Annotated in this window: 12 protein-coding genes and 3 pseudogenes; 7 read left to right on the plus strand and 8 right to left on the minus strand. The window is 44.6% G+C overall.

Annotation, left to right across the window (positions count from 1 at the left end):
• A partial coding sequence (locus F7B60_03340) for a transcriptional regulator (GenBank protein MCE4614545.1) occupies positions 1-512 on the plus strand: 512 nt, incomplete at its 5' end.
• Between the two features lie 5 nt (positions 513-517).
• On the opposite strand, the gene F7B60_03345 is transcribed toward F7B60_03340, so the two are convergent.
• Positions 518-898: a NagC family transcriptional regulator gene (locus F7B60_03345; GenBank protein ID MCE4614546.1), complete on the minus strand. Its 381-nt coding sequence runs from the start codon at positions 896-898 to the stop codon at positions 518-520.
• Positions 899-985: 87 nt separating this feature from the next.
• Between F7B60_03345 and F7B60_03350 the strand changes: the two genes are divergently transcribed.
• Positions 986-2,260 carry an MBL fold metallo-hydrolase gene (locus F7B60_03350; GenBank protein MCE4614547.1) on the plus strand — a complete coding sequence of 425 codons (1,275 nt, stop codon included), beginning with the start codon at positions 986-988 and terminating at the stop codon, positions 2,258-2,260.
• A gap of 3 nt (positions 2,261-2,263) precedes the next feature.
• Here F7B60_03350 and F7B60_03355 read toward each other — a convergent pair whose 3' ends face one another.
• Positions 2,264-2,479 (minus strand): 5'-nucleotidase, encoded by a 216-nt coding sequence (locus F7B60_03355; GenBank protein ID MCE4614548.1) that lies wholly within the window; start codon positions 2,477-2,479, stop codon positions 2,264-2,266.
• A gap of 252 nt (positions 2,480-2,731) precedes the next feature.
• Here F7B60_03355 and F7B60_03360 point away from each other — a divergent pair, with 252 nt between their 5' ends.
• Both F7B60_03360 and F7B60_03365 read left to right on the plus strand, forming a co-directional pair.
• Complete coding sequence (locus F7B60_03360) at positions 2,732-4,204, plus strand: TrkH family potassium uptake protein (protein MCE4614549.1); 1,473 nt, start codon at positions 2,732-2,734, stop codon at positions 4,202-4,204.
• A gap of 54 nt (positions 4,205-4,258) precedes the next feature.
• Positions 4,259-4,711 carry a DUF2286 domain-containing protein gene (locus F7B60_03365; GenBank protein MCE4614550.1) on the plus strand — a complete coding sequence of 151 codons (453 nt, stop codon included), beginning with the start codon at positions 4,259-4,261 and terminating at the stop codon, positions 4,709-4,711.
• Between the two features lie 15 nt (positions 4,712-4,726).
• On the opposite strand, the pseudogene F7B60_03370 reads toward F7B60_03365, so the two are convergent.
• The 5 genes and pseudogenes from F7B60_03370 to F7B60_03390 form a co-directional block, all read right to left on the minus strand.
• Positions 4,727-5,263: pseudogene (locus F7B60_03370) on the minus strand (DNA topoisomerase VI).
• 27 nt (positions 5,264-5,290) lie between these two features.
• Positions 5,291-6,571: pseudogene (locus F7B60_03375) on the minus strand (hypothetical protein).
• 51 nt (positions 6,572-6,622) lie between these two features.
• A pseudogene (locus tag F7B60_03380) lies at positions 6,623-7,399 on the minus strand (DNA topoisomerase VI).
• Between the two features lie 16 nt (positions 7,400-7,415).
• The gene (locus tag F7B60_03385; GenBank protein MCE4614551.1) at positions 7,416-9,059 is read right to left on the minus strand and encodes a DNA topoisomerase VI subunit B; all 1,644 of its coding nucleotides are present in this window, start codon (positions 9,057-9,059) and stop codon (positions 7,416-7,418) included.
• A gap of 56 nt (positions 9,060-9,115) precedes the next feature.
• Positions 9,116-10,075: a deoxyhypusine synthase gene (locus F7B60_03390; GenBank protein ID MCE4614552.1), complete on the minus strand. Its 960-nt coding sequence runs from the start codon at positions 10,073-10,075 to the stop codon at positions 9,116-9,118.
• A gap of 68 nt (positions 10,076-10,143) precedes the next feature.
• Here F7B60_03390 and F7B60_03395 point away from each other — a divergent pair, with 68 nt between their 5' ends.
• From F7B60_03395 to F7B60_03405, 3 genes are read left to right on the plus strand one after another with little or no spacing between them, the layout of a single operon-like run.
• Positions 10,144-10,557 carry a hypothetical protein gene (locus tag F7B60_03395; GenBank protein ID MCE4614553.1) on the plus strand — a complete coding sequence of 138 codons (414 nt, stop codon included), beginning with the start codon at positions 10,144-10,146 and terminating at the stop codon, positions 10,555-10,557.
• 25 nt (positions 10,558-10,582) lie between these two features.
• Positions 10,583-11,941, plus strand: a complete 1,359-nt coding sequence (locus F7B60_03400) for a type II/IV secretion system ATPase subunit (protein ID MCE4614554.1) — start codon at positions 10,583-10,585, stop codon at positions 11,939-11,941.
• A gap of 2 nt (positions 11,942-11,943) precedes the next feature.
• Complete coding sequence (locus tag F7B60_03405; GenBank protein ID MCE4614555.1) at positions 11,944-13,170, plus strand: hypothetical protein; 1,227 nt, start codon at positions 11,944-11,946, stop codon at positions 13,168-13,170.
• Here the strand turns inward: F7B60_03405 and F7B60_03410 are convergent.
• Positions 13,138-14,235 (minus strand): FAD-dependent thymidylate synthase, encoded by a 1,098-nt coding sequence (locus F7B60_03410; protein MCE4614556.1) that lies wholly within the window; start codon positions 14,233-14,235, stop codon positions 13,138-13,140. The genes F7B60_03405 and F7B60_03410 overlap by 33 nt on opposite strands.
• Between the last annotated feature and the right edge of the window lie 90 nt (positions 14,236-14,325).

Here is a 14,325-nt window from a genome sequence, read left to right on the forward strand (position 1 = left end):
TGAGGCGGTATGTTGAGGCTTTGATTGAGTTGGATGGTAAGAATGGTTGGCGTGTTGTTAGGCGTTTGTCTAGGAATATTGGTTTGCCTAGTGAGGCTATTGCGGATCTCCGCGAGTTCCCGGAGCCTTTGACTGTTGAGGATATATTGTATATTGTTAAGGGTGTTATTTTGACTGCCGCGGTTGATCCTCATAGGCAGGTTTTTGGTTATACTATTGTTGATAGTATAAGGGGTATTTTGACTTTGTCGGGTATGGAGTTTTATTATTTGCTTGGTATGACTAGTGAGCGTGTCGTGGTGTTTACTAATGTTACTATTGGTAGGAGCCCTATGATCGCGGTCCGTGTTTCCCCGGTTAAGCCTAGTGTTATTGTTATCCACGGGCCTAGGGGTAGGGTTGACCCGCTGGCTCTTAAGCTTGCTGAGTTGGAGAGGATTCCGCTTATTCTTAGTATGGCTAGGGATTTGGATGAGCTTAGGTGTAGGTTGGCTAGCGCGGCTGAGGACTAGTTTGTTTACCTGGTTTTCCGTTGTTCTATTTTCATTATTGCTTCCGCTAGGTCTCCTTTCGCTTCTATGAGTGCTTGCCTTGCTTCCTCGGGGGTTACGCCAGTTTGCTGTGCTACTAACTGGACGTCCTCCTCGGACACCATTGCCTCTTCCTCCTCCGCCTCCTCCTCGGGCTGTTCTACTCGGAGGAGCCCGGTGGCGGAGAGCATTACTTGGCCTGCACCTCCTGGTTTTATTAGTGTTGCCTGTGGTGACTCTAGTATGCTCCTCCTTCCATCGCTGTGTACTATGATGATTTCAGTGGCGTCTGAGAGGTCTTCTATTTCCGCTTTAACTCCCATTCGCTTGAACATTTTCTTGAGATCCCGCGGGTTTAGGCCCATCAATACTTGTTCAGCCCCCGTTTATCCTATCATTATATAACCTCCCCGTTAAAAGTGTATGAAGCTTGGTATATTGGGGTTGAATGGACTTTGACTAGTGTTGAGATAACGATACTGGGTAGCGGCCGGGAAGTAGGGCGTGCTGCTATACTAGTTAGTGGTAAGGGAGAGAAGCCTTTGCTCCTGGATTACGGTGTGAACTTCGACGAGGAGGACTTGCCGGTTTTCCCGGGTCATGTTAGGCCTAGGGATATTGAGGCTGTAGCTATTACTCATAGCCACTTAGACCATGTTGGCGCGGCGCCCAGCCTCTTCGTGTCGACTGTGCCTCAGTTGATTGCTACACCTGTTACCATTGAGGTTTCAAGGCTCTTATTATATGACTTCATTAAGCTGAATGGGGCGAACCTGCCTTTCGATAATTATGCCGTGGATACGTTGGTTAAGACTGGGACGAGGCTCGGGTTTAACGAGGAGGTGAAGGTCGGATCGTATGGTGTTAACCTTGTCGACTCTGGCCACATACCGGGTAGTAGTGCTATATACGTGGATGTAGGTGGACGCAAGGTGTTGTATACTGGTGACTTGAATAATATTGAGACTAGGCTTGTGGGGCCTCATAAGCTTGGTGGCTTGAAGGTTGACACATTGATTATAGAGTCCACGTATGGGGACTCTAATCACCCGCCGCGTAGTTTGACTGAGGATCGCTTCACAAGGGCTGTGAGGGAGGTTGTCGAGGCTGGGGGTACTGTGCTTGTGCCTGCGTTCAGTGTTAGTAGGGGTCAGGAGCTTATGATGTTGCTGGCTGAGAACGAGTGCGGCGGGCCTGTGTATATTGATGGTATGATTAGGGAGGTTGCGTTGATCTACCATAATTATAGCGAGTATATCCGGAGGCATGATTTGCTGGATAGTGCTGTTAGGGATTATGTTATTGTTAATGGATGGAGGGATAGGAGGAAGGCCTCGAAGAAGCCTGGTGTTATTATTGCTAGTGCGGGCATGCTGAAGGGCGGTCCGAGCCTGTATTATTTCAAGAAGATGGCTGATAATGAGGCTAACGGTGTGTTCCTAGTTAGCTATCAGGCTCCGGGTACTCCTGGTAGGGAGATATTGGAGACTGGTAGGTATGCTGAGGAGGATATTGAGGTTAAGGCTAGGTTGGAGTGGTTTGACTTTTCGAGCCATATTGATCAGAATGGGATTATTGAGGCTGTTAAGGGTTTGGAGGGTTTGAAGAGGGTTGTACTGGTCCACGGCGAGTATAAGGTTCAGAAGGCTTTGGAGGAGAGGCTTGTTGAGGAGGCCGGTGTTGAGGAAATAATTATTCCTGAGAATGGTGATACGTTAACTTTTGGTTAACGTTCACTTTATTTCCACTAGGTTCTCGCATCCCAGCTCGTTCACCAGCTCGTCAGCCTTGTCTAGTGGGACTTTCACTGTGTAGAGGTAGCGTTTTGTCCTGGCTTTGATTTTGGCTATGCCTTTCTTCTCTTTTTTTACTAGTCTGCACTCCAGGGCTTTCCCTGCTTTTTCCTTGAACTTATCCCATTGATCAGGGTATTTCAGCTCTACCGGCATGTTTGTTCACCCGATTATTGTCCCTGGGACTAATGTTTCTCGTTGTTCCCGGGTTTTAAGTCTAACCGTCCCTGGAGCGGGTCAGGTGCGTCGGGCATTCGACACTTGGTATTCCGTGTCGGTGGTTTTCTTCATCCCCATTACTATAGCTATTGATGGATTCTCTGGGGGCACTATTTTATTTTTGAGTAATCTGAATATGGTTTGATGTGCGATATGGGGTTTTAGAAGGGGGGCATTTGGTGTCTAGGGTTGGCTGCAGCTAAGTACCTTAACTATGTTGGCTTGATGCTGGTTGTTATTTCTTCTACTATGATAGTCCCTGGTATTTATGGTACGGCGTATTCCTGGGTGACTGGTGCTAATGAGGCTCTTATAAGCCTCTACCTTCTTATTTGGGGTGGCTTCACTTTCCTTCTCGGGGTGCTTCTGGGTAAGATTAAGAGTCACGAGGAGTTGAAGCCGTATGAGAGCCTTGTGTTAACCGTAATAGTATGGCTAGTCATCCCTATATACGAGAGTATACCGTTTAAGGAGATAGTTAACATACCCTTCATAGACGCGTTATTCGAAGTAACGAGCGGTTGGACGACCACGGGGCTGACCATCTTCTCAGGCCAACCCAGCAGCTGGGGAGGCACTTTTGTACCTACCGTTGAGATGCTGCCTAAAACCATACTGTTATGGAGGAGTATGATACAGTGGGTAGGTGGACTGGGTATAGTCGTGTTTACAATAGCGTTCCTAGCGCATCCGGGTGTGAGTGTTGCACAGCTCTACTTGGCTGAGGGGAAGTATGAGAAGCTTGAGCCCTCTTTTAAGAGGACAGCGTATAAGATGGGGTTAATATATATCCTGATAACCCTGATATCGACTCTGGGTTTTATTGAGGCAGGCATGCCTGTATTCGATAGTATTAACCACGCCATGACGGGTGTGGCTACAGCTGGTTTCTCAGTTAAGAATAATAGTATCGGCGAGTATCATTCCATCCCGATTTACGCTGCTGCAGTGCTCTCAATGGTTCTAGGAGCTGTTAGCTTCAGCGACCTCCGTTATCTTTTCGAGTTTAAACTGAGGAGGCTGGTGAAGAGCGTTGAGCTTAGAACTCAAATACTCATCTGGTCCCTAGCGATTCTCACAGGTATCTACATATTCAAAGTTATGGGGATAAGGCATATGAGTGTGAACGCTATCTTCCAAGTTTTCAGTGCTTCAACGACTTGTGGTTTCCAGACGATGAATATAGGGCATAGCCCGTCTAGCTTCGTTTTCCTATTGACAGTGCTAATGCTATTAGGAGGATCTGCTTTCTCTACTGCCGGTGGAATAAAAATCTACCGTATCGTTATTGCAGCTAAGGTTACTGCCAACGAGGTCAAGAACGTTTTCTCCCCGATTGGAAGGCTTGATGTAATAAAGGTTGGAGGGAGGATTATTTCTGACGATATGATTAAGAAGAGTCTCGCGGTGATATTCTCTTATATAGCTGCATGGATGGTTTCCTCCATATTTCTAGCAATGTATTATTATAACATGGATTTCTCCGCTTCCGCTTTCGAGGTCGCTAGTGCACTAGCCAACACCGGGTTGACCTCCGGTATATCGAGCGCTGCAGCGCCTATTGGTGCTAAGGTTATACTGATTCTAGATATGCTTCTAGGACGTCTCGAGGTCATGTCATACTTAGTTATATTCTATATGATAGCTGAGAAGCTCAAGTGAATAGATATTCTTTTATAACCGCATACGGATCCCTTGTTCCTCGGTGCTATATGTATGGCAGCTAAGTATAAGACACTCGTGGTTCGGGCTGAGAGAGGCTCCAGCGCGGAGTCCCGATTGGTTGACGAGAGATTCTCAGTGGTAGTTAAGGATACGGCTAGAAGGGCTTTAGAGGAGTGGAATCCTCTTAAGAGCGATTTCACTGCAATAAGGGATGACCGGGATGTTGAGATAGATTTACCCCTGAAGAACCCCAAGCTTTATGATATTCTGAAGAACCTCAACTTGGCTAAGATATCAGAGGATAAGGCTGTTTTCACGCTACCAGTATATGTTATCAGCTATGACAGCGAGTGGCTCTCTACAGAGGATTACGTTGATAACAGGGTTTACATTGTTTCAATATATGTTGACGATGAAATTAAGAGGCTTGTAGAGCAGGTGGCTTTGGACCTAGTATCAAAGGAGCCTGGTGAGGAGGAAGAGCTGGAGGGTATAGAGGAATAAGATGTTTATATAAAACTAGTCTATCCAGTCCCCTGTCTCTATTTTCGTTGGAATATACTCGAATGCAAGGAATTTCAGTCCTCTACTGGCCATGGCTTCTATTTCCAGTTTGGCCTGTGTTAAGAAGAATATTCCTATTTCCTTTATCCACTTCGACGTCTGGAACCACTCGTAACCCCCATGCTCCTTTGACCTCTCACCCCTACTCGTCTTAATCTTAACAGGCTTCCCTAGGAATTGTTTCGCCGTCTTCGTTCCAATTAGTTCAGCTGCTCTCGCTAAGTCCTGAGGTTTCGCTTTGATTATATAGTTCCTCCTCTCAGCCGGTGTTAGAAACGGCTTCTTCCCATCAAGTATGTACCTGTATTTTGAGCCGAAGACTTTTGATAAAACATCTTTCCTATTCAAGAGAGGTTCCTCACCAAAAACATCAGTCATACTAACACCAAGAAACTTAGCAGCAGGAGTAGCAAGCCTCTCACTCTCATAACTAAGCGTAATACTACCAATCTTAAACACACTATAAATATACCACCCATAAGGGTCCGAGTTGTGATAAATTACACCATAACCTCCCACGAAGTTATTTCCTTTGGGAACTGCAAAGTCGTAGACATAACCTTCATATGTAGTGATTTTTATGCTCTTTACTTTCACTAAGGCAACGTCGCTATCTACAAAATAGTTATAGTCAGAAGGTAGTTTGTCTGAGAGATTCTTTATCTTCTTTAACTTAGCCTTAGATATCGTTTTCTGAGATGGTTTGAAGGATACTTTCCCATTGTTCGCAAGATGAATCAAGATCTTCCTGAGTTCATTATCTATCGGCATTCCGTAAGTAGGTTCGGTCTTCAGTCCCGGAGTGGAAGATGAATTAATTATTCGTCCAGCTAGGTACTCATATATTTCTGAAGGGGTTCTCTGGGTAGATTTACCAATTCTTATTATTATGTCCTCTTTATTTTCTACAACAGAAGGCTGTATGCCTAACATCAACAAAATATTTACTAATTGCTTAGAAAGAATGGTGCTTCTTGTTGATACGATAATGTCACCATACTCATCTATGTGCCCGTCTCCATCAATAAGCCCTTTTATATAACTGAGCATTACTCTCTTAGATGAATTTATGATTTCCTCAGGGATCTGTTTCATTCTTGTTAGGGTTGCTAGCTTAAGGCTCTTAAAGAGATCGTAGACTATTGAAGAACCTATCCATACCCTAATTTCTGGTTTATCCTTACGATAAAATAGGTAGGGTTTAAGCCCAAACATATCCTTGAGTATTTTTTGTACTTTTTCTACATAGTTAATTTCTTCTTTATTGAAGCTTAGGTTAATATACCTGGAATAGGCCGTTGAGCCCTCTGCTGTGTAGATCCCAAGCAACCAAGATAGTTCTTCATCTAAAACTACTTTGCCGGGAATGTAATTCCTTCCTTTACTTAAAGCAACAAGCTCCGACTTGCCGTTCATTACGGTCTTAAATTCCTTGGCTCCTACAGATTCCTTCACCTGAATTACGATAGGAGATTTTCTCTCTTCTGGACTAGGAAGTTTACTGGCAACAAGTATGTGGTCTCCTGGTCTGATGTCTTTGGCCGGTATGACTTGTATTTTCCCGTCCCTGAAGACGAATAGGCTGTGTGCTTTCGTTACTTTTACTGTTCCTCTTCCTCTGGTTTCTATTTCGAGTATTTCCTCGTTTATTTTGTGTCTGTAAGCGTAGCCTATTGGGGTCCACTCTATCTTTCCTGTTTGAGGGTTCCATGAGGGTGCCCCGATGGGTGGCGTGACTCTCTCCTTCTTTTCCCCTGGAGTGAAGTAATTCCCTATTAGTTCCTCTACGGGGCCAATCATTACTTTGCCTGTGAGACTGTTCCTAACGATAACCACTTCGTCTGCTGGTATGCTGTCTGTTAGTATGTATACTGGGAGGTCTAGTTCTTCGTGTATTCTCCTTACGAATCTTCTCGTCGCTCTGTCGGGTTGTCCAGCGCTGGTGACTAGGAGGGCTTTGTGTTTTTTCCAGTAGCCGACTCTGTGGAGCTGCTGGAATACAGCGTCTTTTTCTACCACTAGCACGTATTCCGCATCTACGTCTTTGAATTCTATGAGGTCAGGTGTTGATTCTATAGCGTATGCTCCGTGCCCCATTTTGGAGAGGTCGATTACATCGTCTCCGCTTTTGATCTTCATGTTCCCTACGATTTTGCCTTTCTCCTTTGAGAGTATGAGCATGTTCTCCCTTAGGAGGCCTGTTATTACTTCTATGTCCCTTATCACGCTGTCACTTTCTTTCTGCTCGCTCCACGTCTCCTCTTCTCTTAACCGTCCCTTGTAGTCCACGTATTTTATAGTGTGTTTCCCCCTGTAGTATAGGTCTCTTATTGTGGGGTACTCGTTCTCTACGAGGGCTTTGTATATTATCGACGCCATTAGCATTGTCTGCATGAATTTCTTTGCTTCACCCATATTGGTTAGTTCTCTCCTCAGTTTTTCTTCTCCTAGGAGTAGTAGTCTCCTAACATTGTCGTATACGGTGTTAGATAGTGTTCTTTTAGGTATAATCATTGCAGGCGTTTTCCCCTTCTCGACTTCTTTCACTATTTTGAGGAAGGATTTTCTAATTTGGTTAGCTGCTTTCTTCCTTGCCTCTACATCGACTTTGCTTATTTCGAAAGACACTCAAGTCACCCCTCGGTTAATCCATTTTAACTTTCTTTATCATTTCCACTAACTCTTCCTCCTCCACTCCCAAGTGATGGCTTATGGATGCAACCAGCTTACCGAGGAAAACATCTTCCTCACCGTTACTAGGCGGCTGCCATTTCGCCGGCGGTTTCGAGAGCATTGCTAGGCTTAAAGCTATTTCCGGGAGGTACTTTGCTATGCTTGTTATCCTCCTCTTAACCTCGTATTCCCTATGCTTCTTTCCTAGGTAAACCCTAAGCCTCCTCGCTAGATCCTGTACAGCATTCCTTATCTCAGACTCTATCTCGGGTACATCACTTATGCTTTCCTTACCTACTCCCTTGTAAGGTATTTTCGTGCTGGCTATGTGGACTAATACTACCATGGGTGCTGGGAAGTCTACTTTGTATAGTTTCCAGTTTATATTATCGACTACTTTCCTCGATACGTCAGCCCCCTCATCGTATAGGAGGGGTATTTTGTTAGCATACCTTAACAGGGCTGGCTGGGATGAGGAGGGGATCTTCCCCCCGTAGGCTATTCCAGCTTCAACTATGAACGCGTGTCCAGCGTATGCGGATGGTTTCCTCGTTATAGCTGTCGCGAATTCAGGTACATACATTGATTCAAGCCCTATTTTTATAAGGTCCTCCCCTATGGGGGAGAGGTGTACTGCGCTTGGCGCCCTGAACTTGTACCTCTTCATTTCCCTGTATATTATCTCGAATTCCTTTCCAGTAAGTTTCTTCGGGTTCTTACCGGGATCTACGCCTCTCCCCTTGAGTATTTCAACGAAATCGTCTGCTGTCTTACCCCCGATTACCTGGAACTCCCTCATTAAGAATGTGCGGACACTATCGCTTCTAGTTGCTTTTGCCAGCATTTTTAACTGTTCTATATCGACTCCTTGAGGGTGAGGTTTAGCCTCGGTCGGCGGTTTAGGCATTTTCACAGTTTTCCTCGGGATGTAAAGGATGCTCCCGTCAGGGTCTTCGAACACTATCTCAGAGTAGGGTGAGATAACCGCTGTCCTCAGTATGTACTCGAGGATTCTTGATTTGGCCCTTCCCCAGTCTCCTTCGAGGCTTATAGAGACTCTGGTTCCATGCCACTTACCTTTTTTCTTCCACTGCGCCGCCTCCATTATTTGAGGCTGGTTTTTCTTAACGTCTATCATTATTTTCCTCATATAGACATATTTCGAGTTCTTCGTTGAACTGAATACTACTACAGGCTGTCCAACAGTTGTCTGACCGTAGAGAATTGCCATCTTAGCTCCTAGACCATACATTCCCCTCGTCTGCCTTATCACATACTTTGAACTGAAGAAGACCCTCCCGAAAGCTTCGGGTATGACGTGTGGGGGAACACCGATCCCATTATCTTCCACTGTAACCATGTATTTCCCAGTCTCCTCCTTCTCACCGGTTCTCCCGAGTAACGGGTCCTTCAGTTCTTGGATAGCTATTCTTATAGTGGGTAGAATAAGGTGTGTGTCAGTTGCATCGAAAGCGTTCTCGACGAATTCCCTTACTGTCTGGTATATTGCTCGTGTAGGGTTTTGGAAGCCTGCTATTTCCTTGTTTTTGAAGAAGAATTCTGATGGGCTAATGCTTTCATATCTCTCTGGCGTCAATTGCTGTACTGAACTCAATACTGCTCCCTAACTTAGATTCTGATAATTGCTGTTTTTATATTTGATAATTCCATTTAGTTCCGGCTCCCCCATCTCTTCAAGAGGACATATGATAGTATTGGGATTATTATGGTAGCATCCCCGTAGATCACAGTTTTACTGGCGGTAGGCTTCACCTTCCCCCATGATACGGCTTCCCTGGGGCGCGCCCCACTTAAGCTACCATCATACTCCGCCGCTGTTGTAACATAGATTACATTATCTAAACCTTCCATGAACTGCGACCACCATATTGTATGGTGTTTACTTATTCCTCCCCCGATTATGAGTGCAAAACTCGATTGTTCTTGGAAGAATATTGATGCCAGGTTCTTCATATCCTCGAAGTAGCTGATGTTTATTTTATACCCTTTCTGCCTAGCCATGAAGACGCTTGTTCCGAAAGCACCGTCAGGCCATCCTGGGACGAATATAGGCGTCCTCCCTTCACTAGCTGCCTTGAGAATAGAGTTCTCATCATCTATTAGGGAGCCAGCTTCCCATAGGAACTCGTATAGAGGCCAGCTTTCTTTTTTCGCTGAAGCTTTACCAGCTAGGTTCATGACGAATTCCTCTACTTTCGGCCCGTAATCCTCTAAGGGGATGAATAAGTTTCCAAGCCTATGGTATCCTTTTTCATACAGCTCAGCATCATTAGCTTGGAATGATCCCTTCAAATATCTGCCGCCCATACTTCTAGCTATATCGTGGTCTAGAGTGCCACAAGTAGTGAATACCGCGTTGAATACCTGCTCCCGGATAAGCTGGGCAAATATGCTTCTCAGACCTGTTGAAACCAAGTTTGCTGTGAAGGAGAGAATCCTCAATCTAGGGGGGTTCAGGTTTTTAATCATTTGTATAGCATCATAGAGATGCCCGCTCACGAACCCGTATACTTCCCCGTAGAGGTCTACTAGTTCGTCTAAACTCATTTCCCGTTTTAATTTAGGGTTGCCCACCTCCTCGAAGTCACTCCCTGTTAAATGCTTTTCCACTGTCAAACACCTCTAACTACGACCTGACAGTATATAGGAATAGAACCAGCATAATAAGGTGATTTCGAGTGAAGAAAAGCGGGAAAGGACTCTCACCCCTTGTTTCAACAATGATACTGATCTCAGCAGCCATTATCGGAGGAATGTTCGTCTACAACTATTTCCAGACATCAGTTAACAAGATAACAGCTACATCTCAATCTCTCACTGTTAACGTGAAAACGATCCCGACAGAGAACGGCAGCCTTGTCTACCTATCAATTACGAATGTGGGAAGAGATCCCGTTCAACTGGAGAAAGCCGTGTTCCTCTATCCTAATGGTACCGCTATACAAAACCAGGGAAAAGACTTGAATACACTATTGAGGCCTGGAGGGAAGAACACGTTCATTTTGAATGCACCAACAGACGCGTCATTCATATATATAGACTATAAGAACGGGAAAACAGAGTTGCAGACAGATCCGATCCAACTATCATAACCAATCCTTCATGGAGGGTATGCAGTTGAAAAACAGCCTCCTCAAACTTTTTTCCCAAGAGAAACAGGGGGATACAGGTAAAGAGGAAACCGTCGAGGAAACCCGGGGATACTGCGAGGAAACTGTTCCTGTTTACAGGTATGAAAAGACCAACATAGAGTTCCTAATAGTTAGAAGCGAGTCCAGTTTCATGTACTGTGTACATGAGCCGGGTAGTGAAGAATACCTGGAGGAGAGGAGGAAAAGCGGTTACGGGCAGCTCTATCCTATTATACAAGATGATAATATTGAGGAGATATCTGTAAACGGTCCTAGCAGACCTGTTTTTGTGTTGAATAAGCTCCTACCTGGAATATGGCTTGAATCAAATATTATGCTAGATGGGAAAGAGGCGGATTCCATAGCCTACAACCTAGCGGTAAGGGCTAGGAGGGCTGTCAGCCTCTTAACCCCCATAGCAGAGGGGCTTACAAACGAAGGTTATAGGGTGTCAGTAACTTACTCCAGAGAGGTCTCCAGGTGGGGGAGTTCATTCGTTATAAGGAAATACCCGTCTAATCCTCCGAGTATAGTCCAGCTTATAGAGCAGAATGTGATTTCTAGTTTGATGGCGGCATACCTGTGGTTTGTAATAGATCATAAGAAGTTTATCTTGATAACGGGGGGAATGGGTGCAGGTAAAACTACGTTCCTCAATGCGTTGATAGAAATGATATCACCGTATAGTAGGGTTTTAACGTTAGAAGACACTCCTGAAATTAGAGTGGTAAATAAGAATTGGGATTCACTCATTACTAGACCGGTTTACCCCGGCTCTGAATACGCTGAGATCTCCTTGTTTGACCTTGTTAAATTCAGTCTAAGGAGAAGAGCAGATTATCTTATCATAGGTGAAGTCCGTGGCAAAGAAGCCCAAGGCCTAGCACAGGCAGTCGCTACAGGCCAAGGATCTATAGCTACATTCCACGCTGATTCCCCCTCGAATGCTTTGGAAAGGCTGAAAATGGAGCCTATCAATCTGTCACCAGCCTTTATTTCACTAGTATCAGTCATCGTCCACCTGAAAAAGTCCATGAAACGTGGGGTTGTCGTTTCAAGGAGGGCAGAGGTTGTAATGGAGCAAAGTGGAGGGGAATTGATTCCCGTTTTTAAGTGGGATCCAAGGCTGGACTACTTCTCGCCTGAGAATATTGAAGAATTACTGCATAGTAGCCGTGTAATCGAAGCTATAGCCGATAGAGAAGGGTATTCTGTGTCTGAGATACTTGGAAATATGCTGTCAAGAGCTAGGCTACTAGAGATGAATACAGGGGCTAGTAGGTCGAGGTTTAGGGAGGAAGTGGAAAAGTTCTATATGTCCAGGTTGTCCGAGAGAGAGGCATAAAGTTGCTCCGGGAAATATTAGAGGATAACGGTGGGAAGGAGGTACCTGTTCTTTTAACATATCTAATTCCATTCACATTCAACCCCATATACCTGGTAAACGCACTGAGACACCTTGATCGAAAACTCTTCCCCCGAATGTCAAAATCCATATCGGAATACCTGAACGAACTATTAGCCAAAGGCTTAGACCCGCTCACAGCGCTACTAAACACTTCAGAGAAAATTAGAAACGACATAGTCTCAAGATTACTTGCAAACTATGTGTACGTCGCGAGAAACGTTGGATCCGCCACCATGTTAACAGTAACTTTCCTCGAGAAAGCCCTTGAATCCATACAAAAGTCCTGGGAGGACTTCAGGAACTTCATGAACGTTATAATAGAAGTAGAGGTAGTCCTGGTGATGACGTCGATCATAGGAATGCTTTTAGCAATATTCAACCCTCAAGGAATAATGTACCTCGCCATAATTCCATTGTCACTGTTTTTCTTAGCAATAGCGAGTCTAACCGGCTACGTGCTCTTTTCACCTAGCATAGGAAATCCATACAATGAATTCGGCTCGAGAAAGGGTTATGTTGTTCTCTACTACTCCATCATTACCGCAGCACTAGCAGGGTACATCGAGGCATCAGAATACTCCCTGCAAATAACAATCACTACAATTCTAATAGGACTGATCCTAGAGTATAAGGTCCACATGATCGTGAAAACTTTTACAGGCTTCATTGACGAGCTATCAGCTATTCTAAATAACATAGAAATAGGTTACCCCGGTACACCCTCGATAAACAGGTTACTCGGAAAATACAGGTTAAAAGGGAGAATAGGTAGGCTGCTGAAAGCATTGAATAAAGGGGTTTCAATAGCTGGCGAAACAGGGTTAAGGGGATCCTTTAATAGAATAGTTAATGTTCTCAACAGCAGCTATAGATCATTCATAAAGTATAAAGTAACGGCAAATACGTATATTCTCCTAATAATAACCGCTTATGCCATACTAGTCTATACAGCCCATAGCATCACCGGGTTCTATGGGAACAGCGCGCTGATCAGGGAAACTATAAAGCCCAACACCCTTGATATAGGCCGGTTGAATGATCTTACAGTAGTATCCGCTTTCCTGACACCGATATCTATAGGCTTGTCTTACAGGCCTCGTATGCCACCTATACTAACCGCGGGATTGAGCGCTTTAGCTATCTATATGATAACCCATTTTCTGTAGGAAAAGAATGTTTGACCTAACACATTTGGGAATACCCCCCTTTTCAATGTTCTCAGGGCATCTTTCCATTATAGGATTCTTACCATTAATTAGTTCAGCAAGCGTCATAGGCTCTTGCCTTATCGCGTTTTCATATAAAATACACCTAGGACCTGCATACCTAAAGAGCTTGGGGTGAATCGACTGAAGCTTCTTCCAAAGAAGCCACGCGACGATCCTAATCTCCCATTGAGCTTTCGTGCACATTCTTAAGGGGAGGAAACTCTGAATAAGCTCACGTGCATTCATAGTTATCACGAGTTTCGTCTGGACACCCATAGGTACAATGAACCTAGCATCCTCTGGAGGTATACCTTTTGAAATCATCTTCCTATACGAAAGGAATAATCTGGATGTTTCCCTGATAAAATCCGAGGCAATACTGCTCCTGCTAGCTATTGAAGGAGGGATGACGAAATCTATCATCCTACAATACCTCCTGTAAACGTTCTCCAACGGTACTTTCAAACGGCCTAGACTCCGGGGAATTTCATTATCTATCATATCAAGGAACCAAGATTCAAGCAGTGCATCATCAAGGCTATCCCCAGATTCCCTATACCCGTCGATAAACGCGAAACCTTGTTTAACATGTAACCTCAACTGAGAGTCATTGCTGGAAACAGTAATCATATCATCATTCCAGCAAGCCTTTAGGCTTCTATTATCCATCACAGGCAGGTCAACGCATTTTCCCCTATAAAGATTAGGGTCCAGGCACTTCCCGTCGAAACCTAGTTTAGCATAGCGAAGGCTTAGTTGTGTGAAACTAGCGATTCTATGCCTAACAAGCTGGTGGCTGCACACTCTACTACATCCTTCAACAGTCCAGGTGTAAACACTATGCTCCCACGGACTGAAATGCTGTCTTTTAAGAGTCTCTCTAACCCAAATATCTACCTCTTCATCACTCATCTTGGCAAGCTGTACATTCAAGTCTCTCCTACTCAGCGACCTCTTCGCTGCAGCGGCGATTATTCTGTCTCCACCGTTCGTAAACCTGACGACTTCTACCCTCACTCCCACCATTAGCCCCTCAACACGATGTCAAGTGGATTCATATAAATAGAAGTAATCTCAATCATATATGAAAACCCAACGCTTTATAACAGCTAA

This window comes from Candidatus Tiamatella incendiivivens (assembly GCA_015522635.1).
Classification (GTDB): Archaea; Thermoproteota; Thermoprotei_A; order Sulfolobales; family Acidilobaceae; genus Tiamatella; species Tiamatella incendiivivens.